This is a genomic window from Bordetella sp. (assembly GCF_057362025.1).
Window position 1 is genome coordinate 39,389 of sequence record NZ_JBMQQZ010000033.1, and the last position, 21,167, is coordinate 60,555.

The 21,167-nt window shown below is 66.0% G+C and carries 16 protein-coding genes; 9 read left to right on the forward strand and 7 right to left on the reverse strand.

All coding sequences use genetic code 11. From position 1 onward, the window contains the following. Positions 1 to 34: 34 nt before the first annotated feature. Genes ACO1P8_RS07935 through ACO1P8_RS07945 form a run of 3 tightly spaced genes read right to left on the reverse strand, consistent with a single transcriptional unit; the run spans position 35 to position 4,491 of the window. Positions 35 to 1,021 (reverse strand): ABC transporter ATP-binding protein, encoded by a 987-nt coding sequence (locus tag ACO1P8_RS07935; RefSeq protein ID WP_486295353.1) that lies wholly within the window; start codon positions 1,019 to 1,021, stop codon positions 35 to 37. Continuing rightward, positions 1,018 to 2,097 carry an ABC transporter ATP-binding protein gene (locus ACO1P8_RS07940; protein WP_486295354.1) on the reverse strand — a complete coding sequence of 360 codons (1,080 nt, stop codon included), beginning with the start codon at positions 2,095 to 2,097 and terminating at the stop codon, positions 1,018 to 1,020. Before ACO1P8_RS07940 ends, ACO1P8_RS07935 begins: the two co-directional genes overlap by 4 nt. A 39-nt stretch (positions 2,098 to 2,136) precedes the next feature. Then, a complete protein-coding gene (locus tag ACO1P8_RS07945; protein ID WP_486295355.1) occupies positions 2,137 to 4,491 on the reverse strand; it encodes an amidase family protein in 2,355 nt (784 codons plus the stop codon). Between the two features lie 435 nt (positions 4,492 to 4,926). Here ACO1P8_RS07945 and ACO1P8_RS07950 point away from each other — a divergent pair, with 435 nt between their 5' ends. After that, positions 4,927 to 6,549, forward strand: a complete 1,623-nt coding sequence (locus ACO1P8_RS07950) for an ABC transporter substrate-binding protein (protein ID WP_486295356.1) — start codon at positions 4,927 to 4,929, stop codon at positions 6,547 to 6,549. Positions 6,550 to 6,614: 65 nt separating this feature from the next. Here the strand turns inward: ACO1P8_RS07950 and ACO1P8_RS07955 are convergent, their stop codons facing one another. The 3 genes from ACO1P8_RS07955 to ACO1P8_RS07965 all read right to left on the reverse strand — a co-directional run bounded on the left by ACO1P8_RS07955 (position 6,615) and on the right by ACO1P8_RS07965 (position 9,973). Then, the gene (locus ACO1P8_RS07955; RefSeq protein ID WP_486295357.1) at positions 6,615 to 7,868 is read right to left on the reverse strand and encodes an MFS transporter; all 1,254 of its coding nucleotides are present in this window, start codon (positions 7,866 to 7,868) and stop codon (positions 6,615 to 6,617) included. Positions 7,869 to 8,060: 192 nt separating this feature from the next. Continuing rightward, positions 8,061 to 8,777, reverse strand: a complete 717-nt coding sequence (locus ACO1P8_RS07960) for a cupin domain-containing protein (RefSeq protein ID WP_486295358.1) — start codon at positions 8,775 to 8,777, stop codon at positions 8,061 to 8,063. 284 nt (positions 8,778 to 9,061) lie between these two features. Then, positions 9,062 to 9,973: a LysR substrate-binding domain-containing protein gene (locus ACO1P8_RS07965; protein ID WP_486295359.1), complete on the reverse strand. Its 912-nt coding sequence runs from the start codon at positions 9,971 to 9,973 to the stop codon at positions 9,062 to 9,064. A gap of 129 nt (positions 9,974 to 10,102) precedes the next feature. Between ACO1P8_RS07965 and ACO1P8_RS07970 the strand changes: the two genes are divergently transcribed. The 8 genes from ACO1P8_RS07970 to ACO1P8_RS08005 are packed head-to-tail and all read left to right on the forward strand — an operon-like array spanning position 10,103 to position 19,774. Then, positions 10,103 to 11,596: an aldehyde dehydrogenase gene (locus ACO1P8_RS07970; RefSeq protein ID WP_486295360.1), complete on the forward strand. Its 1,494-nt coding sequence runs from the start codon at positions 10,103 to 10,105 to the stop codon at positions 11,594 to 11,596. Between the two features lie 53 nt (positions 11,597 to 11,649). Next, positions 11,650 to 12,720 (forward strand): ABC transporter substrate-binding protein, encoded by a 1,071-nt coding sequence (locus ACO1P8_RS07975; protein ID WP_486295361.1) that lies wholly within the window; start codon positions 11,650 to 11,652, stop codon positions 12,718 to 12,720. A 14-nt stretch (positions 12,721 to 12,734) separates the two neighbouring features. After that, on the forward strand, positions 12,735 to 13,571 hold the full coding sequence (locus ACO1P8_RS07980; protein ID WP_486295362.1) for an ABC transporter permease: 837 nt from the start codon (positions 12,735 to 12,737) through the stop codon (positions 13,569 to 13,571). Continuing rightward, the gene (locus tag ACO1P8_RS07985; RefSeq protein WP_486295363.1) at positions 13,568 to 14,398 is read left to right on the forward strand and encodes an ABC transporter permease; all 831 of its coding nucleotides are present in this window, start codon (positions 13,568 to 13,570) and stop codon (positions 14,396 to 14,398) included. The genes ACO1P8_RS07980 and ACO1P8_RS07985 overlap by 4 nt, the downstream gene beginning before the upstream one ends. After that, positions 14,395 to 15,996, forward strand: coding sequence for a phytoene desaturase family protein (locus tag ACO1P8_RS07990; protein ID WP_486295364.1), 1,602 nt, complete (start codon positions 14,395 to 14,397; stop codon positions 15,994 to 15,996). The genes ACO1P8_RS07985 and ACO1P8_RS07990 overlap by 4 nt, the downstream gene beginning before the upstream one ends. A gap of 20 nt (positions 15,997 to 16,016) precedes the next feature. Next, positions 16,017 to 17,096, forward strand: a complete 1,080-nt coding sequence (locus tag ACO1P8_RS07995) for an ABC transporter ATP-binding protein (protein WP_486295365.1) — start codon at positions 16,017 to 16,019, stop codon at positions 17,094 to 17,096. Positions 17,097 to 17,155: 59 nt separating this feature from the next. Next, positions 17,156 to 18,868, forward strand: coding sequence for a class I adenylate-forming enzyme family protein (locus ACO1P8_RS08000; RefSeq protein ID WP_486295366.1), 1,713 nt, complete (start codon positions 17,156 to 17,158; stop codon positions 18,866 to 18,868). Between the two features lie 21 nt (positions 18,869 to 18,889). Then, positions 18,890 to 19,774, forward strand: coding sequence for an amidohydrolase family protein (locus ACO1P8_RS08005; RefSeq protein ID WP_486295367.1), 885 nt, complete (start codon positions 18,890 to 18,892; stop codon positions 19,772 to 19,774). Positions 19,775 to 19,916: 142 nt separating this feature from the next. Here ACO1P8_RS08005 and ACO1P8_RS08010 read toward each other — a convergent pair whose 3' ends face one another. Next, positions 19,917 to 20,819: a hypothetical protein gene (locus tag ACO1P8_RS08010; RefSeq protein ID WP_486295368.1), complete on the reverse strand. Its 903-nt coding sequence runs from the start codon at positions 20,817 to 20,819 to the stop codon at positions 19,917 to 19,919. Positions 20,820 to 21,167 lie beyond the last annotated feature (348 nt).

The following is a 21,167-nucleotide window of genomic DNA, read 5'->3' on the forward strand; positions in this document are numbered from 1 at the left end:
TTCCTCGGACGGGTTGGCGGGACGGAGCGGCGCCCTACGGCGCCCTCGCCGCTTCCATGACCTTGATGCAGCGCACCGCCCGCCCCGGCGCCGGATAATGGAATTCGGGCACCGCGGCGCGGCAGGCCTCGTCGGCGCGCGGACAGCGCGGGGCGAAGGCACAACCCGGCATGGGCTTGCGCAAGTCGGGCGGCGCACCCGGGATGGTGGTCAGCCGCTCGCCGCGCTTGCCGGGCTGCACGGTGGCACCCAGCAGCCCCTGCGTATACGGGTGCAGCGGCTGGGTCAGCAAGGACGACACGCTGCCCTGTTCGACAATGCGGCCGGCATACATCACCGCCACGCGGTCGGCGATCTCGCCCGCCACGCCCAGGTCGTGCGTAACGAACACCACCCCCATGCCCAGCTCCTCCTGCAGGCTGCGCAACAACAGCAGCACCTGGATTTGCACGGTCGCGTCCAACGCGGTGGTCGGTTCGTCGGCCAGCAGCAGCCTGGGCCGGCAGGAAATCGCCATGGCAATCATGGCGCGCTGGCGCAGCCCGCCCGACAGTTCGTGCGGGTAGGCGTTCAGGCGCATCCTGGCCGAGGGTATCTGCACCAGATCCAGCAGATCGAGCGCGCGCCGCCGCGCCTCGGCCTTCGATACGCCTTCGTGCCGGACGATGGTTTCGACGATCTGGCGACCGATGGGAAAGACCGGGTCGAGGGCCGTCATCGGTTCCTGGAAAATCATCGATACGACCTTGCCGCGCAAATCCGGCAGACTGGACTCCGGCAGCGCCATCATGTCGTGGCCCGCCACGGTCAACTCGCCGCGCATCACGGTCTTCGACCTCGGGTTCAGGCGCATCAACGCACGCATCGTCACCGACTTGCCTGACCCGCTTTCGCCCAGCACACAGAGCACCTGGCCCTCGTTCAGGTCCAGGTCGATGCCGTTGACCGCCGCGACAGTCGCGTCGCGGGACACGAAGCTGACGTGCAGGTCGCGGGCCCGGATCAGGGCTTGCCGGGTCATGGCGGGCCTCCGGCATGGTGGGCGGGCGTGATCGTTGCCGCCCCCCAGCGTTCACTCCGCGGAAAGTCGCTGCCCGGTATCGCGGCATGGCAGGCGGCCTCGCGCGAGTGGCCGATGCCGGTCAGGGCAGGCGCCGAGGCGGCGCACAGCTCGCGAGCGATGGCGCAACGCGTATGAAAGCGGCACCCGGAGGGCGGCTCGATCGGATTTGGCGGGTCGCCCTTGAGCGGCGGCTCGGTACGCCGCCGCGCGGGATCCATGGACGGGCGGCTATCCATCAGCGCCTGGGTGTAAGGATGGGCCGGCGCGGCAAAAACGGAATCGGCCGGGCCCAGCTCCACGACCTTGCCCAGGTACATCACCAGTACGCGATCGGCCACGTGCTGCACCACATTCAGGTCGTGGCTGATGAACAGATAGGTCAGGCTGAACTGCTCTTTCAGGTCCATGAGCAGATTCAGCACCTGGGCCTCCACGGACTTGTCCAGCGCGGACACCGGTTCGTCCAGGATGATCAGGCGCGGCCGCAACGCCAGCGCCCGCGCGATGTTCACGCGTTGGCGCTGGCCGCCCGACAGTTCATGGGGAAAGCGCCGCGCGTACTGCCGGGGCGCCAATCCCACGGCGGACAGCAGGTCGCGCGCCCGGTCCCGCGCCTCGCGGCGACCCACGCCGTGGACGACGGGGCCGTAGGCGATCGACTCCTCGATGGTCAGGCGCGGGTTCAAGGACGAATAACTGTCCTGGAACACCATCTGTACCTGGCGGCGGTACTCCTTCAGACTGATCCCCCGATAGCCGCCCACCGGGTCGCCGTCGAAGATGATCTCGCCCGCCGTCGGCGCCAGCAGCGACATGAGAAGACGCGAGAACGTCGACTTGCCGCAACCGGATTCGCCGACGATACCCAGGGTCTCCTGCTTCTGCACGCTCAGGTCCATGCCGTCAACGGCGCGCACCAGCTTGCGGCCGCCGGCAAGGACCGAGCCAACCGGGAAATGCTTTACCAGCCCCTTGACGAGCAGGAGCGGCTGCGCCGGCCCGCCGCGTTCAGGTTCCCGATCCTGCCTGGCCATGCCTTACCTCCCTGTGCAAGCGATCCACTACCCACCGCCTTACGGCAACGGGCCGAAGGAAGGCGGCATCACGCGCCGCCTGGACGCCGCTTCGTATGCCGAGGCAATATCCAGGATGAGATCCTCCTTGCCCGGCTCGGCGCGGAACACCAGCGAGAACGGCATGCCCGGCGCCGGCACCGGCGTCGGCGTGGCGGACGGCTGCGGCACGTAGCGGGTGCCATCGTCGCTGAGCTTGAACGTGTAGTCGTAGACCTCGTCGACATAGCCGGCCGGGATCAGGATCTCGCTCAAGCCGGCGTTCGGGCCATAGGCGGATTCGTTGCGCGGCGTGCCGGAGACGCCCGGATACGGGGCGCCGCCGATCTTGCCGGGCGGATACGGCGTATGCAGCCGCACCAGTCCGTCCAGGCGGTTCTCCAGGATCACCATCATGTCCACGCGCCGCAGCAGCTCGCGCAACATCAGCCGCTCGTTCACGCCCTGGCGCTCGTCCAGCGGATTGCGCATGTCGACGACTTCCTCCCAGTTCTTGAACGCGGCGCGCTGGTCATCGCCCCAGAACTTCGACCGCGCATTGAGCGTCGGGAAGTCCACCACGGTTTCCGTGAAGCCCAGTTTTTTCCAATCCTCGGCGCGGCGCGTCAGGTACTGCGGGATGTGAAAGCGGAACGCCATCGAGTCGGCCTGGTGCTGCACGGTGATGATGTCTAGGTTCCTGGGCGGGGCGATGCGGCCTTCGGCCATCTCGACCATGTAGTCGATGGGGCTCATGGTGCCCGTGCCGAAGAACTTGCCGGGCTGGAACTCCGTGCGCCGGATCGCCGCCGCAAAATCCGGGAACACCGGTTCGCCGCGCTCCGTTACGCGGAACAGGATGTCGGGCATGAAGACCGGCACCAGGCGTGCCAGCGCCTTGCTGAAGTCCACCGTCATCTGCTCGACTTCAGAATCCGGCGTCCAATGCGCATGCGCGGACTCGACCAGCGTGGCGCCCAGCTGCCTGCCCAGTACTTCCTTGACTTCGCGCGCGGCGGCGGCGGTGATGGGCCGCGCCGCGACGTCGTCGGGCAGGCAGAACATGGACTCGCGCACGATGCCGATGCGCTTGCCCTTCAGCGACTTCGACTTGTAGACGTGGCTGGCATAGGGCGTGCTCAGCGCCGATGAACGCGGCACGGTCGTGAACGGGTCGCGCGGGTCGTAGTACCCTTCGACCGGGTCCTTCAAGGCGTCCAGCACCTTGGCCGCATCGCCGATCTTGCGTGCGTGAATGCCGGTGCGATCGTTGTGGATGTCGGCCCCGATGGCGCCGCCGTCGAAGCCGATCAGCGCTTTGTGCGGCAGGATGAGCGCCACGGAATTGTGGTTCGCGGGGCCGCGGGTGGACGCGCGCGTTTCCTCGCCCAGGCCGATCATGCACAGGTTGGCGCTGACCGACAGCGCCGAACCCGAACTGGATCCCAACGAGGCCGAGCGCGTCGTGTCGTAGGGATTGGAAGGATTTCCGCCCCAGGTCGTGCGCTGGTATCCCAGCGTGGAAACCAGCACTTTCTCCGGCTTGTGGCGGCCACCCGGGTCGCCGGCGCGGCCGTTGTATTCCGTGCTGACGGACTTGGCGAAGATGATGGCGCCCTTCTTGCGCAGCTGCTCCACCAGGATATGGTCGCGCGCGGGCACATCGATATCGTAGGCGGCGTCGGCGCCGCCCATGGAATGCATATCCTTGGTATCGAACGGGTCCTTGAACGAGAAGACCACGCCGTACATCGGCATTTTCTCCAGGTCGGGATGGGTGCCGTACTCGGCGTCCAGCTCGGCGGCGCGCTCCAGCGCATCGGGATAGTGGCGGAAGAATTCGCACATCGGCGGCGCGCCCGGCGGCAGCGGGCCCAGGGACGGGTGCTTGTCGAACTCGCCCTTGCAGACCGTCGATCGTTCGCCTCGGATGTTCAGTGTGGACAAGGCATTCACCTGTCCCGCATTCGGGATGTCGACGATCATGCCGTACTGCTGCATGACGCTGGGGTCCGACGCGGTCGGCTCCATGCGGCCGAACTCCAGCGGCACGCCCTTGTACTGGTCGTAGTCCGGCACATAGTCGCGTACCGGGACGGTATGCCTCGGGAAAGCGAGCGGCGCGCCGGCGCGCACCGCGCCGGGCGCGGCCGGCACGGGCTTGCCGTCTTCCGTCACCAGCATGCTGGACACGCCATTGAACGCGCGGCAACGGTCGATATACCGCTGCACGATCTGGACCACCGTAATCCCGCCACGCTGGATCGCGGCCTGCAGCGTCTCTATCGTCGTCTCTTCCAGCTGGAAGGGCTGCGTCCCTGCGGTTTGTTCCGCCGCGGCAGCCGCGGGATTCACGTTGACATGCATATCGTTCATCGTCTGTTTCCTCGCCGCGGCGCGCGGGCCGCTGGTCAGCCAATCAATATCCCGTCCTGGGGATCCGGGATCGCCCGGCGTTGCGCGATGACCGACGGGTGGAACTATCCTGTCGCATGACTTGACGATGTGTCAAGTGACTTTCCTGACGTTTTTGCCGGCCTTGCGCTTCTGGAACAGATTGGTGCGCCAGCCGCACCATGCACGCACATGGACCGCACCGGGCTTGTGCGCATATGTGGAGAAAAACCGACTAGGGCGAATACCTCTTGCGCATCGCACCATACTTAATTATTAATCAAGGAACTTGACGGCCCGGCGCATCCATCGGATCGTTTGCCCGCAAGCGGCGGTCTTCACGCGCCGGGCCAGGCCCCGGGGCTTCACAAAAGCACTAAGCCGGACGCACGCGCGTCCCGGCCAAGGGAGAATCACATGGGAACGATCACACGCCGGAACGCGCTCCAGCTCGCCGGCGCCGCGCTGCTCGCGGCGGGAAGGCCCGGCAGCGTCTTCGCGCAGGGGGCCGGCGGCGGCACGCTGCGGGTCGCAATGACCACCACCGACGTGCCGCTGACCAACGGCATGCCCGACAACGGCAGCGAAGGCGGCCGCTTTGCCGGATATCCGATCTTCGACGCGCTGGTCCTATGGGATTTCGCGAACACCAAAACCCCGCCGGATCTCATTCCGGGGCTGGCAACGGAATGGCACGTCGACCCCGCCGATAACAAGCGCTGGCTATTCACGATCCGCAAGGGCGTGTCCTTTCACGACGGGTCGCCGTTGAGCGTGGACGATATCGTCTGGAACTTCGACCGCCAGCTGAACCGCGATGCGCCGCACTACGACAAGCTGGCGCCCACCTATGCCGGTGCCTACGCGGCCATCATCGCCGGCTATGAAAAGGTCTCGGACACGCAGTTCGCCATCCGCACCAAAACCGTTTTCAGCCTGCTTCCCTATCACCTATCGCGGCTGTTCATCGTCAGCCCGCGCCAGTACGAAAAACTGGGCAAGGACTGGCTGGCCTTCCGCTCCAACCCCTCGGGCACCGGCCCGTTCAAGGTTGTGAAAGTCACGCCCCACGTGGCCATCGAACTGGTGCCCAACCAGGGCTATTGGGATCCCAAGCACATTTCCAGGCTCGATCGCTTCGTACTGATGCCTATCGCGGACTCCAACACGCGCGTCGCCGCCCTGCGCTCGGGGCAGGTCGACTGGATCGAATTCCCCGATCCGGATTCCATTCCGGCGCTGAAGAGCGCGGGCTTCAACGTCGTCACCAAGCCCTATCTGCACCTGTGGTCTTTCGTGTTGAACTGCGCCGATCCCGGCCCGCTGCGCGATGTGCGCGTGCGGCGGGCATTGAACTACGGCCTGGACCGCGAAAGCATGGTCGGCCTGCTCAGCGGCACGGCCACGCCGGCCATCGGCCTGTACGACCAGGACTACAAGCTGTTCGGCAAGCCGACGCAGATCTACAGCTACGATCCCGACAAAGCCAGGGCCCTGCTGGCCGATGCCGGCTACGGCCCGGGCAAGAAACCCATCACGCTACGGACCCTGATCCCGACCGCCGGCTCGGGCAACATGGTGCCGCTGCCCATGGGCCAGTTCATGCAGCAAAGCCTGGAAGAATTGAACGTCAAGGTCGACCTCGTCGTCGCCGACTGGGGTTCGGTGCTGACCGCCATGCGCCAGGTCCCCGGCGTGAACGGGGCCCCCCACTACGACGTCATCTGCCATGGCCAGCCGTTCGGCGACCCCACGCAGTTCTACACCAACTGCTTCAACCGCGACGGCGGGGGCACGGGCAACTGGGGACGCTACAGCAACGCGAAGGTCGACCAGCTCCTGACCGAGGCCCTGTCCGCCTTCACCCAGGCCGACCAGGACGCCAGGCTGGCCGCCGCCCACGCGCAGGTGGTGGATGACGCGCCCAATATCTTCGCGGTGCACGACCTGAACCCGCGCGCCATGAGCCAGAAGGTCAAAGGCTTCGTGCAAGCGGAAAGCTGGTACCAGGACTTCACGCAGATCACGGTGGCGTCGTAGACCGGCCGCGCCCCGGGGCATAGTCCCCGGGCGCATCGCAAACCCACGGGCTGGAGCTGCGGCGCCTACCCCGCCAGTGTCTTGACCTTGCGCAGGTCGGGAAAGAGACGCAGCCACAGGGCCACCACGACGATGGTGCTGACGCCGCCGATCACGCCCGCCGCCACCGGGCCGACGAAGCCCGCCAGCGTGCCGGAGTAGAACTCGCCGAGCTGGTTGGAGGTGCCGACGAAGAGCGAATTGACGGCGTTCACGCGTCCGCGCATCTCATCCGGGGTCAAGAGCTGCACCAGGGTGATGCGCACCACCATGCTGATGGTGTCGGCGGCGCCCAGCACCGCCAGCGCCACGACGGACAGCGCGATATTGCTGGAGAGCGCGAACACGATCGTCGCCACGCCGAACACGGCCACCGAGGCCAGCATTTTCATGCCTATGCCCGTCTTCAGCGGGACGCGGGCGATGAACAGCGACATCAACACCGCCCCCACCGCGGAGGACGAGCGCAGCAGGCCCAGCGCCCACGGGCCGGCCTGCAGAATGTCGCGCGCGAATATCGGCAGCAGCGCGGTCGTTCCCCCCAGCAGCACCGCGAACAGATCCAGCGAGATCACGCCCAGCATGACCGGCCGGTTAAAGATGAACGACACGCCCGCGAACGCGGAACTCAAAGTGACGGGCCCGCGGTTGTAACCGCCGCGCACCGTCTTGATGGACATCACGCACATGCTGGCCACGACGAACATCACCGAGGACAACAGGAAGGGCGCCAGCGGATTGATCCCGTAGGCCAGGCCGCCCAGGGCGGGCCCGATGATGGTGGCGGTCTGGGACAGCGCCGTCGTGACCGACAGCGCCTGCTGCAAGGCCGACGGCGGCACGATGCTGGGCACCAGCGACTGCATGGTCGGCTGCTCGAACGCCTGCGCCGCCCCCAGGATGACGACGGAAACGAAGATCACGGGCACGCTCAGGCCGCCCGACCAGATTGCCCAGCTCAGGGCGATTGCCACGATGGCCTTGACGCTCTGCGCGGCCAAGGCGATGCGCCTGCGGTCGAAGCGGTCCGCCACGTGGCCCACGACCAGCGTCAGGACCACCATCGGCAGGAACTGGCAAAGCCCGATCAGGCCCAGGTAGAACGCGCTGTGCGTCCTGTCGTACACCAGCCAGCCCAGCGCGATCCCGATGCCCTGGAATCCCACCGCCGACAACACGCGGGAGATCGCGTAAGGGACATAGTTTTCTCGCCAGGGGACGGTCCCCGCGGGGGCTTCATCTGCATTGCCCGCAACGGCGGCATCAGGCTTCGTCGACAATCAAGGCTCCTGTCAATTCCGGGACCCTGATGCTCTGGCCGAACAGAAGGGCGCATGCCCTTGCGTACCTGGCGTTTCCACAGTCGCGGGGCACGGGATACTCAAGAGACTTTATAGGCCGTCAAGTTTATACTGAGTTCCGGCCGAACGGCGCATCCGGCATCGCGACGCCAGATGCGCTCGCCGCGGCATCTACAAGGACGGCGGCGTGTTCACCTTCAGCATGCGCGCCATCTTGTCGCCCTTGTTGCAATAGCCATGCGGCAACGAAGAGGGGAAGAAAATCAAATCGCCCTGACGCACGACATAGCTCTTGCCGTCGACCGTCACTTCGACTTCGCCTTCGATGATGTAGCCCAGCTCCTCCCCGGCATGGCTGACCGTGTCGCCGCTGCGCGCGCCGGGCGGGATGCTGTGGACCAGCGCCTGCAGCAGTCCATTGCGGTCGATCGGCACGATGCGCTCGAACCGCACCCCCTGGTCCAGCGCGTCCGGATCCGCAACGCTGCGCGCCCGCCGGCCGGCGTGGAAGACGTGCACCGGCCCGGACAAGCTGTCCTCCGCGGAATACAGTTCCGCGATGCTGGTGCCCAGCGCATTCGCCAGCCGGTGCAAAAAGCCGATGGACGAAGCCAGTTTGTCGTTCTCCAGCTTGGAGAGCATGCTTTCGGAGCATTCGACGATATCGGCCAGCTCTTTCAGCGTATAGCCTTGCAGCAGCCGGGCGTGCTTCAACTTCGAGCCTATCCGCAGCGGATCCCGCGCCGCATCGGCCGCTTCCGCGCGCGCCCGCGCCTTCACGGAAGGCTTGGTGAGCTCCTTGCCCTTTGCCCTGGTTCCGGCCGTCTTGCCCGCCGTCGCCGGCTTGATCCCGCCACGAAGTTTCGCCGCCGTTTTCTTGATATCCAACCTGATTCCTCCAGTCCCGCCTGGGCGCCTCCCCCGGCATGACGCGCGGATTATCGCCGCCCGCCGCCTGGCGCACCCGTCTGTTTGGATGTCGTCCCGCCTTTGGCCCACTCCAAGGGCGGGGCATGCACACTATCCGCTCTCTTGCGCCCGCGCGCGCCGGCACGGACTTGTAAAGCTACTTGAGGAGCAATCAAAATTGTATTCCAAGTCGCGCCGCGCGATTCAGCCGGGCCCGGCGACCGGCGGCGGTGCCCCTCCCTTCTCCTTGCTTGAACGCCCCGCTAACCGCTGCGCGACAGCCGCCGGACCGCCGCGCGCGCCGCGTCGCGGATTTCATCGGCGAACTGGGCCACGATGGCCGAACGCGGCCGCATCGGGGAAAAAAGAAAGCGCGGCCGCATGTCGATACGAGGAGAAAAACGCCGCATGACCAACTGCGAAAAGGCTCCGGTCATCAGGATGAAATGGTCGACCAGCGCGACCGCGTTCAAGGCTTCCACCATCGCGCACAGCGTGGCGGTGCTATTGGACACCAGCGCGGTCTCGTAGGCCACGCCGCGCTCGCGGTACGCTTCCCGCAGCCGGAAGCCGGTAAACGTGTCGTCGGCGAAGGTAATGATCGGCCACCCCGCAAGCAGCTCGGGCGTCAGCCGGGCATGCCGCGCCAGCGGATGATCGCGGTGCAGCACGCAAACGACTTCGCTCTTGCAGATCTCTTCCGCTTCCAATGAAGCGGCGGGCGTGGGCACGTCCACGATGCCCATGTCGACCTGGCTGGTCCCCACGTACTCGATCACGTGGCGGGTGGGCAGCGCGCGCACGTCGAACTGGACCTGCGGATGCCGCTCGTGAAAGACATGGACCGCCTGGGCGACCACGGACATCGATAGCGTGGACACCGACGCCACGCTGATCCGGCCCCGCACCCCTTGCCGGATCTCCAGCGCCGCCTGGCGTACCGATTCCACGCTGCCGAACAGGCGTTCCACTTCCGGCATCAGGGCGTCGGCCTCTGGCGTGCACACCAGCCGCCCCTTCACGCGCTGGAACAGCGTCAGGCCCAGCTCGCCCTCCAGCAGCCGCAGCGTCTTGGTGACCGCGGGCTGCGAGATATACAGCATGCGCCCCGCGGCGGATACCGAACCGGTCTGGACCACGGTACGGAAAATTTCGAGGTGACGCACATTGAGCATATCCAATATCCATAACTTTTTGGAAGGAAGAAGCTGCCAAAGCTGTATTGGATATTATGAGCTGACCTTCCTACACTGCAATGCATTCCGATCGCGCCAGACGCGACGCCACAATGGGAGGAACAGCCCTTGAATATCCCCGGAAAAGAGGCGTGGACAACGCGCGCTGCGCGCTGCCAGCCTGAATGGCGAGCCTTCGTGGACGGGCAGTACCGCCCCGCGCTGTCGGGCAAGACCTTCCCCACCGTCAATCCGGCGACGGGCAAGGTCATCGCCCAGATTGCCGCCTGCGATGCAGAGGACGTCGATCTCGCCGTGGCAAGCGCGCGCCGCGCCTTCGAATCCGGGGTGTGGTCGCGCCGGGCGCCCGCCGAGCGCAAGCAGATCCTGCTCAAGCTCGCCGAGCTGATGATGACGCACCGCGAGGAACTGGCGCTGCTGGAATCGCTGGATGTCGGCAAGCCCATCGCCAACGCCTACAACGGCGACATCGTCAGCGCCGCCACCTGCATCCAGTGGTATGCCGAAGCCATCGACAAGCTGTACGGCGAAATGGCGCCCACCGCCGCCAATATGACGACCATGATCATGCGCGAACCGCTGGGCGTGGTTGCCGCGGTCGTGCCCTGGAACTATCCCTTGTCCATGGCGTCGTGGAAACTGGGGCCGGCGCTGGCGGCCGGCAATTCGGTCATCCTGAAACCCGCCGAACAATCGCCGCTGACCGCCATCCGCATCGCGGGACTGGCCATGGAAGCCGGCTTGCCCGCGGGCGTGCTGAACGTCGTTCCGGGCTATGGCGAGACCGCCGGCCGCGCGCTGGGCCTGCACATGGACGTTGACGCCGTCGGCTTTACCGGCTCCACCGAGGTCGGCAAGCTGTTCATGCAGTACTCCGGCCAATCCAACATCAAGCGCATCGGCCTGGAATGCGGCGGCAAAAGCCCGCATATCGTCCTGGCCGATTGCCCGGACCTGGACGCCGCGGCGCGCGCCGTGGCGCTGGGCATCTTCAGCAACAGCGGCCAGGTATGCAATGCCGGCTCGCGCCTGATCGTGGAAGCGCCCATCCGCGACGCCTTGCTGGAGAAAATCGCCGCCGTGGCCCGTGAACTGGTGCCCGGCGATCCGCTGGACCCGGCGACCCGCATGGGCGCCATCGTCAGCCAGGCCCAGCACGAACGCGTCATGTCCTATATCGACGCCGGCCGCGCGGACGGTGCGCGGCTGGTCCTGGGTGGCAAACCCGCACGTGTCGACAGCGGCGGATGGTTCATCGAACCCACCGTCTTCGGCGACGTCGGCAACGACATGCGGATCGCCCGGGAAGAGATTTTCGGGCCCGTGCTGTCCGCCATTACCGTGGCCGGTTTCGACGACGCCATCCGCGTCGCCAACGATACCGTCTACGGGCTGGCGGCCGCGGTATGGACCAGCGATGTGGGACGCGCCCATCGGGCCGCGCAGAATCTGCGCGCGGGCGTTGTCTGGGTCAACTGCTTCGACCGTGGCAATATGTCTTCGCCGTTCGGCGGCTTCAAGCAGTCCGGCTTCGGACGAGACAAGTCTTTGCATGCCTTCGACAAATACATGGATTGGAAGGCGGTCTGGATCGCCTCGTGATCCGGCGATGCAGCGCCATCCGCAACCGCAGTGAACGGAACAAGGGGGTCGACATGAAAAAGCATGATCCGCAAAGCCAGGGCCGCGGCCTATCGCGCCGCGCCCTGTTGAAGGCCGGCGCCGCCATGGCCGGCATGGCCACACTGGGCACGGCGCTACCGCTGCGCGCCCAGAGCCGGGGCATCAGCGTAACCTGCTGGGGCGGCGCGTATGAAGCGGCGGTGCGGAAAGCCTACGCCGAACCCTACGCCAAAGAGACCGGCGTGCCGGTCACGCTGGTCAACAACGCGGACCTGACCCGGATGAAGGTGCAGGTCGACAGCGGCAACGTATCCTGGGATGTGTTCGACAGTATCGGGCCGCAGATCATGGCCGGTGCCCGCCAGGGCCTGTGGGCCCCCATCGACACCGGCATCGTCGACACCGGCAAGCTGTTGCAGCCGGCCGGCAAGGACCATGTGGGCACCTATTCCTATGCCGGCGGCATCGCCTACGACCCCAAGAAATTCCCCGACGGCAAGCATCCGACGACCTTCGCCGAATTCTGGGACCTGAAGCGATTTCCGGGACGCCGCGGACTGCGCTCGCGGGTCAGCGAAAACCTGGAGATGGCCCTGCTGGCCGACGGCGTGCCACCCGCCCAGCTGTATCCCCTGGACGTCGAACGGGCCTTCAAGGCGATGGACCGCATCAAGCCGGCGGTACGCAAGTGGATCGAAACCACGCCCGAGACCGTGTCCCTGCTGACCAGCAACGAGATCGACTTCTCCTACAGCTACCTGAGCCGCGTGCTGCCCGCGCAGCGCGCCGGTTCGTCGGTGGCCATGTCCATGCGCCAGACGCTGAACAGCCTGGAATACCTGGCCGTGCCCAAGGGCGGCAAGAACATCCAGGATGCCATGCGGTATGTCGCCTTCTGCCTGCGGCCGGACCGCCAGGCGGCGTTCTGCGAGCTGGTGGAGTTCTCGCCCAACGTCGCGGGGGCCGCCGAGCAGGTCAGCGCCGCGGCGCGCGCGCGCATGCCCGATATGAAAAGCCCGGACGCCGTCATCATCAACGACGCCTGGTGGGGCGAGAACTACGACAAGCTGCAGCGCCGCTTCACCGAGTGGCTGCTGATCTAGGGGCCTGCCACCCCATGCCCCACACTCTCAGCACCAGGACCGTGGTCGTCCTGCTGGCCCCCCTCTGCGCGCTGCTGCTGCTGTTTTTCCTGCTGCCGCTGGGCCGGGTGGGCTGGTCCAGCATCTACGACCACGGCTACACGCTGCGCGGCTATGCCGAGGTGATCAATGGCACGCTGATCCATCGCGTGCTGGGCACCACGCTGCACATCAGCGTGCTGGCCACGCTGACCAGCCTGGTGCTGGGCTACCTGATCGCCATGCACCTGGCGGCCATGTCGCCGCGCCGCCGCGCGCCCTACCTGATCATGGTGATGCTGCCCTTCTGGACCAGCATCCTGGTCAAGAGCTACGCCTTTACCATCGTGCTGGGAAGCAGCGGACTGGTGAACCAGCTGCTGGGATGGATGTCGGGGGGCGCCTGGCATGTCGAGCTGCTGTTCAATCGCGTCGGCGTGGTGCTGGGCATGACCAACTACCTTCTGCCCTTCATGGTGCTGCCCGTCATGGCCAGCCTGGTCAACCAGAACCGCAACCTGCACCTGGCCGCCGAAATCATGGGCGCGGGGCAATGGCGCATCTTTACGCGCATCACGCTGCCGCTCAGCCTGCCGGGGATATGCGCCGGCGTGCTGATGTGCCTGACGCTGTCCATGGGGATGTACATCACGCCGGCGCTGCTGGGCGGGCGGCAGGACATGATGCTGGCCAACCTGATCGATTTCTATACGCGCCAGACACTGGACTGGAACCTGGCGTCCTCGATCGCCTTCGTGCTGCTGGCCATCTCGGCCTTGCTCATCGCGATGCTGATCCGGGTCCAGCGCGACCGGGAGACGACGTTCGCATGAACCGCCCCGATACGCCTCCTTCCCCGCTGTTCACCGCGCGCCACGGCTGGCGCCTGGCGGGCGCCGCCGCCGCGTGGGCGGGCTATCTCTTCCTGCTGCTGCCCAGCCTGGTCGTCATCCCGATCTCCTTCAGCGGCGCGCAGGAGCTGAGCTTCCCGCCCAAGGCGTTCTCGCTGGCGCTGTTCCGCCAGTTCCTGGGCGATCCGGCATGGTGGGGATCGGCCCTGCAAAGCCTGCTGGTCGCATGCTGCGTCACGGTCCTGTCGCTGCTGATCGCCCTGCCGGCGTCATATGCCCTGGCGCGCGGACATTTCCGCGGACAGCGCGTGCTGGAACTGGTTTCCCTGGCGCCCATGCTGGTGCCCGTGGTCGTGCTGGGGCTGGGCATGTACATGCACCTGTCCGCCCTGCGCATGGTGAACACGACCCTGGGCGTGGTCCTGGCGCATACCGTGGCCACCATACCCTTCATGCTGGTCGCCCTGGGCGCCGGCCTGCGGCACGCCGATCCCGCGCTGGAAACCGCCGCCATGATCATGGGCGCGGGCCGGCTGCGCATCTTCACGGAAGTCGTGGTGCCGCAGATCCGGCCGTCCATCCTGGTGGGCGCGCTCTTCGCCTTTTTGATTTCCTTCGACGAGGTCATCATCGCGTACTTCATCACGGGCCCGGAAACCACCACCCTGCCCGTGAAGATGTACAGCGCGATCCGCTGGGAAGTGTCCCCGGTGCTGGCCGCCGTATCGACCCTGCTTACCATCCTGTCGCTGGTGGTCTGCCTGGCCATCATGGCCTTGCAGCCGCCCCGGCGCCGGCAACCCGATTGACGACCAGGGAAACCATGGCGACAAGCTACGACGCGATCATCATCGGCGGTGGACACAACGGCCTGGTCTGCGGCGCCTACCTGGCACGCGCGGGCCGCAAGGTCTGCGTGCTCGAGCGGCGCGAGGTCATCGGCGGCGCGGCCGTCAGCGAGGCGGTCTGGCCGGGCTACCGGGTATCCGTGGCCTCCTACACCATGGCTTTGCTGCAGCCGCGCATCATCCAGGAACTGGAACTGGCGCGCCACGGCTACGCCGTCATCCGCCCCACGCCCATGCTGCACCTGTATGGCCAGGGCCGCAGCCTGGTGTTCGGCGACGACGCCGAGCTCCGCGCCGACATGGCGCGCTATAGCCGCGCCGATGCGGCTGCCTACCCCCGTTATCGCGACCACATGGCCAGGCTGGGTGCCACGGTATCGCGCATGCTGTGGGAGATCCCTCCCGACCCGGCCGCGCGCGACCTGCCTTCCCGGCTGCGCCTGCTGCGCTTTGCCTGGCGCTACCGCAATATCGGCGACCAGTTCCACGACCTTTACGATGTCCTCACGCTGAGCGCGCGCGATTTCCTCGGACGCTGGTTCCAATCGGACGAGATCATCGCCGCGCTGGGTTTCTACGTGTCGTGCGGCGGCGCCACCACCACGCTGTCCGCGCCCGGATCGGCCTACGTCCTGCTGCGCGGCTACGTCCGCGATCACACCACCCCCGCCGGCCCGGCCGGCTTCGTGCGCGGCGGCATGGGATCGATTTCCGAGGCCATCGCCGCCGCCGGGCAGGCCCATGGCATGGAAGTCCGCCTGGGCGCGCCGGTGGCCCGCGTCAATGTCGAGCATGGCCGCGCGACGGGCGTTACGCTGGAAAACGGCGCAACGCTGCATGCGAAGTGCGTCGTGTCCAACGCCGCCACCAAGGTGCTGTTCCGCCGCCTGCTCGACCCGGCGCATGTACCGGCGGAGTTCCTGGCGCGTGTCGATCGCATCCGGGACACCTCGCACGCCTTCAAGGTGAACCTGGCGATGAACCGGCTGCCGGTCTTCACGGACTTCGATGCCGCGGCGGCCGGTTTCGACTATCCCACCCAGGTCCGCATCGCGCCGTCTGTGGATTACCTGGAACAGGCCTACGACGCCGCGCGCCATGGCACCCTGGCGCCGCGGCTGCCCCTGGTGATCCTGACGCCCAGCCAGCTCGATCCCACCGTTGCGCCGCCCGGCAAGCACCTGATCAGCATCTTCGGCCAGCACGCGCCCTACCGGCTGCGCGACCTGGACCGCGATGCGGCGCGCGACCGCCTGCGCGATACCGTGTTCGACACGCTGGAAGCGTACGCGCCGGGCTTTCGCGGCTGCGTGGACCACGTCCAGGTGCTGGCGCCGCAGGACCTCGAAGAACGGTTCGCGCTGCCGGGCGGCCATGTCCATCATGGGGAGCTCAGCGCGGACCAGATCTTCTTCCGCCGGCCGGTCCAGGGCGCGGCGGACTATCGCACGCCCATTACCGGCCTGTACCAGTGCGGCGCATCCGTTCATCCGGGCGGCGGCGTGACGGGCGTACCGGGCCACAACGCGGCGCGCGTGGTCCTGCGCGGCCGCCACTGATATCCAGGGATCCGATCGCGATGAATATGATCGAACTGTGGCAAGTCTCCAAGCGCTATGACGGTATCCATGCGCTGCATCCGGTGGATCTATCCGTCGGCAAAGGCGAGTTCGTCACCCTGCTCGGCCCCAGCGGCTCGGGCAAGACCACCCTGCTGAACCTGATCGCCGGCATGGTGCCGCCCTCGACCGGACGCATACTCATCGACGGCCGCGACGTCACGACCAGCCCGCCCAGCCAGCGGCAACTGGGCATGGTGTTCCAGAACTACGCCCTGATGCCGCATATGACGGTGTTCGAAAACATCGCCTTCCCGCTGCGGGTACGCAAGCTGCCCAGGGCGGAGATCGAACGCAAGGTCGGCGACGTGCTGGAACTCGTCCGCCTGCCCGGCCTGGCCGCGCGCAAGCCCCGCGAACTGTCCGGCGGCCAGCAGCAACGGGTGTCCCTGGCACGCTGCATCGTCTACAACCCGGCGCTGATCCTGCTGGACGAACCGCTGGGTGCCCTGGACAAAAAGCTGCGCGAGCAGATGCAGCTGGAACTGCGGCGCATCCATGCCGAGCTGGGCATCACCATGCTGAACGTCACGCATGACCAGGACGAGGCGCTGACCATGTCCGACCGCATCGTCCTGATGAACGGCGGCCGCATCGAGCAGCAGGATCGTCCCGAGAACCTGTACTTCCGTCCCGCCACCCGCTTTGCCGCGGACTTCATCGGCACGGCCAACCTGGTGTCCTGCGACGTACGGTCGATCGCGGACGACGGCATAACGGTATCGACCGCATTCGGCGAAACACGGGCGGCCTGCCCGGGCGCCGCACCGGCCGCGGGTAAAGCCGCCTGCCTGCTGATACGCCCCGAGAGCATCGCCATGCGGCCGGACGGCGAACAGGCCGCCGCGGAATCGCAAGGCGTGGATGGCGTACTGGAAGACACGATCATCCTGGGCGGCATCGTGCGCCACCACGTCCGCGTGGCCGGCGCGATCCGCATGGTGGTACAGGAACCGAACCGGCGCGACCGCGTCCCGCTGCCGCGCGATGCGCCGGTGCGGCTGACGTGGTCGCACCGGGACTGCCTGGTGCTGGAATAGCGCCTACGTTGATGACGGAGCACGCTGCGCGCCGCGACCGGATACTAGAGGAAGATTCAATGCATACACAGTCTTCGACCGTGCGGGATGAGCTCGCCCGTCGCCAGCGCGAAGAATCGCTCGCCCTGCCCGAATCGCTCGGCGAATTCGTGCGGCAGCGCGCCGCGCTGATGGGCGGCGCCACCGCCGCGGTCTGGTTCGAACAACGCCGGTCCATGACCTATGCGGAACTGGACGATCATGCCGACCGGCTGGCCTCCAGCCTGCTGGCGCGTGGCGTGCGCAAAGGCTGCCACGTCGCGGTCATGCTGGGCAACACGCCGGCATTCCCGGTCAGCTGGATCGCGCTGGGGCGCATCGGCGCCGTGATGGTGCCCGTCAACACCTCATATACGGCCGACGAGCTGGATTTTGTGCTGCGGGATTCGGACGCCCAGTATGTCATCGTCGAGCGCGACCTGCTGTCCACGCTGGACGCGCTGCCCGAGCTGCCGCCCCTGCTCGCGCCGGAGCGCATCATCGTTCACCGGCATCCCGACGCGCCGCAGGGCGCGGACCGCACAGGCAGGACGGACGGCGGCACGCACCGCGGCGATACGCCCGCGGCCGGCGGCTATCCGGATTGGAACGCCCTGGTGCGCGACGGCCAGCCCGGGTTCTCCGCCCCGGAGCCGGTGGCATGTACGGACGTACTGAACCTGCAGTACACGTCCGGCACGACCGGCTTTCCGAAGGGCTGCCTGCTGACCCACGACTACTGGATGATCCACGCGCACAATTCCGCCCGGCATCGGCGCACCGCCGAGGGCGGCGTCCACAACGTCCTGATCTGGGCGCCGTTCTTCTACATGGATCCCATGTGGCAGTTCCTGATGACGCTGGCGCTGGGCGGCACGGCCTTCATCGCCGACCGCATGAGCCTGAGCCGCTTCATGTCCTGGCTGAAGGACTACCGCATCCACTACTGTATTTTCCCGGAACCGGCCTTGTCGCATTATCCGGAATCGGACGAGGACCGCCAGGTCAGCCTGAAGTACATCAGCATCTATGGCTGGACGGAGTCGGCGCGCCGCGACGTGCAGCGCCGTTTCGACGTGACGGCCCGGGAAGGCTATGGCATGACGGAGATCGGCACGGGCGCGCTGATGCCCGCATGGGCGCGCGAGATGTCCCACGTGCGCAGCTGCGGCCTGCCCGCGGCATTCCGCCGCTTCGATATCCGCAACGAGGACGGCACGCCCACGCCCGACGGCGAGATCGGCGAACTCTGGGTACGCGGGCGCGGCATTTTCCTGGGCTATTACAAACGGCCGCAAGCCAACGCGGAAAGCTTCGACGGCGCGTGGTTTCGCACCGGCGACCTGTTCCGCCGCGACGCCGACGGCTATTACTACCTGGTCGGGCGCATCAAGGAAATGATCAAGCGCGCGGGCGAGAACATCGCCGCCAATGAGGTGGAAGCCGTGCTGCGCGGCATGGACGATATCGAGGAAGCCGCCGTCGTCCCGGTCCCGGACCCGCTGCGCCGCGAAGAGGTCAAGGCCTATATCAAGCTGCGCGCGGGCCTGACGCCCGCCGACGTGCCGCCGGAAGACATCCTTGCGCATTGCGCCCGTCATCTTGCGCCATTCAAGGTACCGCGCTACCTGCAGTACATGAACGAGGATTTCCCCCGCACGCCTTCGCGCAAGATCGCCAAGAAGCGCCTCATCGCCGACACCGCCGACCCCTACGCGGGCAGCTACGACCGCCAACAATCGAGCTGGCGCTGAAGGCGCCGGCAGGAGACCGCCATGTTCGTCGATTTCTCCAGCCGTCCGCCCGCCCCGGGTTTCGAGGGCCGGGCCCCGCATCTGTCGAACTACCGGCGCGTCTACGGCAGCAGCGAGGCCCAGGTCGATCGCGAAACCGGACCCGACGCGCTGCGCGACTACCTGGACACCTACGAACGCCTGGATGCGCGGGCCGTGGTCCTGAAGGCGCGCGACCTGGGCTCCACCTTCGGCTTCAAGATCGCCAACGAAACCGTCGCGGCGTTCTGCCGCGAACACGGGCCCCGCTATATCGGCTTTGCGGGCGTCGACCCGCACCGCGGCATGGCGGCGGTGCGGGAGTTCGACCATGCGGTCCGCGACCTGGGCCTGCGCGGTCTCAATATCCAGGGCTTCGAACTGGGCCTGGACATCGACGACCGCCTGCTCTATCCGCTGTATGCGAAGTGCGTGGAGCTGGCCGTCCCCGTCAACATCCATTGCGGCACGAATTTTTCGACCCACGCGTCGATGTACCATGGCCATCCGCAGGCGCTGGACCGCGTACTGCGCGACTTTCCGGAGTTGCGCGTATGCGCCTCGCCGCCGGGGTGGCCCTGGGTCAACGAGTTGATCGCCGTGGCATGGCGCCATCCCAATCTGTGGATCGGCACCCTGGCCATCCGGCCACGCCTGATGACCACGCCGCATTCCGGCTACGAGCCGCTATTGCAGTACGGCAAGACGATCCTGAAGCACCGCATGATCTTCGGCACCGCCTTCCCCATGATGCCGGTGCCCCGTACCCTGGATGAATTCGCCGCCTTGCCTCTGCCCGAGGAAGTCCGCCAACGCTGGCTGTGCGACAACGCGGCGGAATTCCTGGGATTGGACGATCCGTCCATCACCGGCCTGAACCGTCCTTAAGGCACCGTAATATGGGCACCGTATATCGCGGCGCGAGCACGTTTAGAAAAAGCGGTACGTCCACGTCATTGCGGCAGCCTGGCGAGGCCGTCAACGATAAGGCAGTGCCGCGCCTGATGCGGTTGCCGGGGCTGTCTTGGGGTCAGTTGAAATACGGCCACTGCCTGATTTTTTCACCGCCCGGGTCGCAATAGATCAACATAACCTGGTCGGGAGAAAAATCGGGATCCCCAAATAGGGTGGGCGAAGCAGGTTGGCATATGGGCGTGTCGAACTCGAACGTCCAGGGGGACGACCACCCACTTCCATCGTTTATTACTGTACCGAACGCCCCCTCACCGGCAGTCTTGTATGCCACGAAAAGCATATTGGACTGCACAACGAGCGCGGAGGGAGAGTTGTCCATGGAAACGCCGGGGATATTCTTGTCCGCTGTCCACGTTATCCCGTCGGACGTCGTGGTGTACCAAAGTGAATGGGCTTCACCGGTAGAGTCGGAACCTTGGTGAAACAGGTAAAGCGTGTCACCGAGAACGACCAGCGAGGGCGAACCATTCATGAGAACGCCCGGGATGTTTTTGTCCTCCGCCCAAGTGTTTCCATCATATGTGGTGTACCAAAGCGCGTGCCTTTCGCCAGTGGTATCCGAGCCCTGGTGCGCCACATAGAGTTTATTTTTGAAGACAGCCATCCCGGGAGACTCATTCAGATAGACACCGGGGACGGCGAGGTCCAGCGACCAATTCGTACTACCGTATGACATGTTCGTATCATTGAATGTCATATAAAAAAGCTGGTGACCGTTGCTGAGGCCGGCTTGATGGGTCAGGTACAGCACGCCATTGAAAACGGCCAGCGCGGGGTAACCGGTAAGGTACCTGAATTCCAATGGCCAGCCCTCGTCGGTGATGTTGTCGCTGACATAAACCTCCTCGCTCCCGTCGTGGCTCGCATACGCCAGGACTGGGTTCACGAAATCGACACAGGCGTAAGTTGGATCCACGGATGGATCCAGTGCCGATATGGTTTGGTCATTGGTGGTCATAAGGCGGTCCTCAGGCTTATGAAGCGGTGCCGCGAGTCGTCAAACGGCATATCGATAATCTGATTCCCGTTCCGCTTCCCGTTTTTCCCGACAGATGATTAGTCGATTACGACCGTTGAAATAGTGGCCTGCTCTCGCGCATCCGGCAAGTTGCATCCCCCCAAGGGGCGTAATGTCTTGTGACGCTCGACTTCAGGCAAGGGACGGCCGGCCGCGCCCCCATCCCGGCCATCGCATCGACGGGGACAAGGTCAAAGCCAGCTTCAAGAATGCCGTGCCGGCCATTACACTGGCCAGGAGCGCAAGCGCGCAATCCCGCGTCGAGCGCATCACGGTCAAGGGCTGACG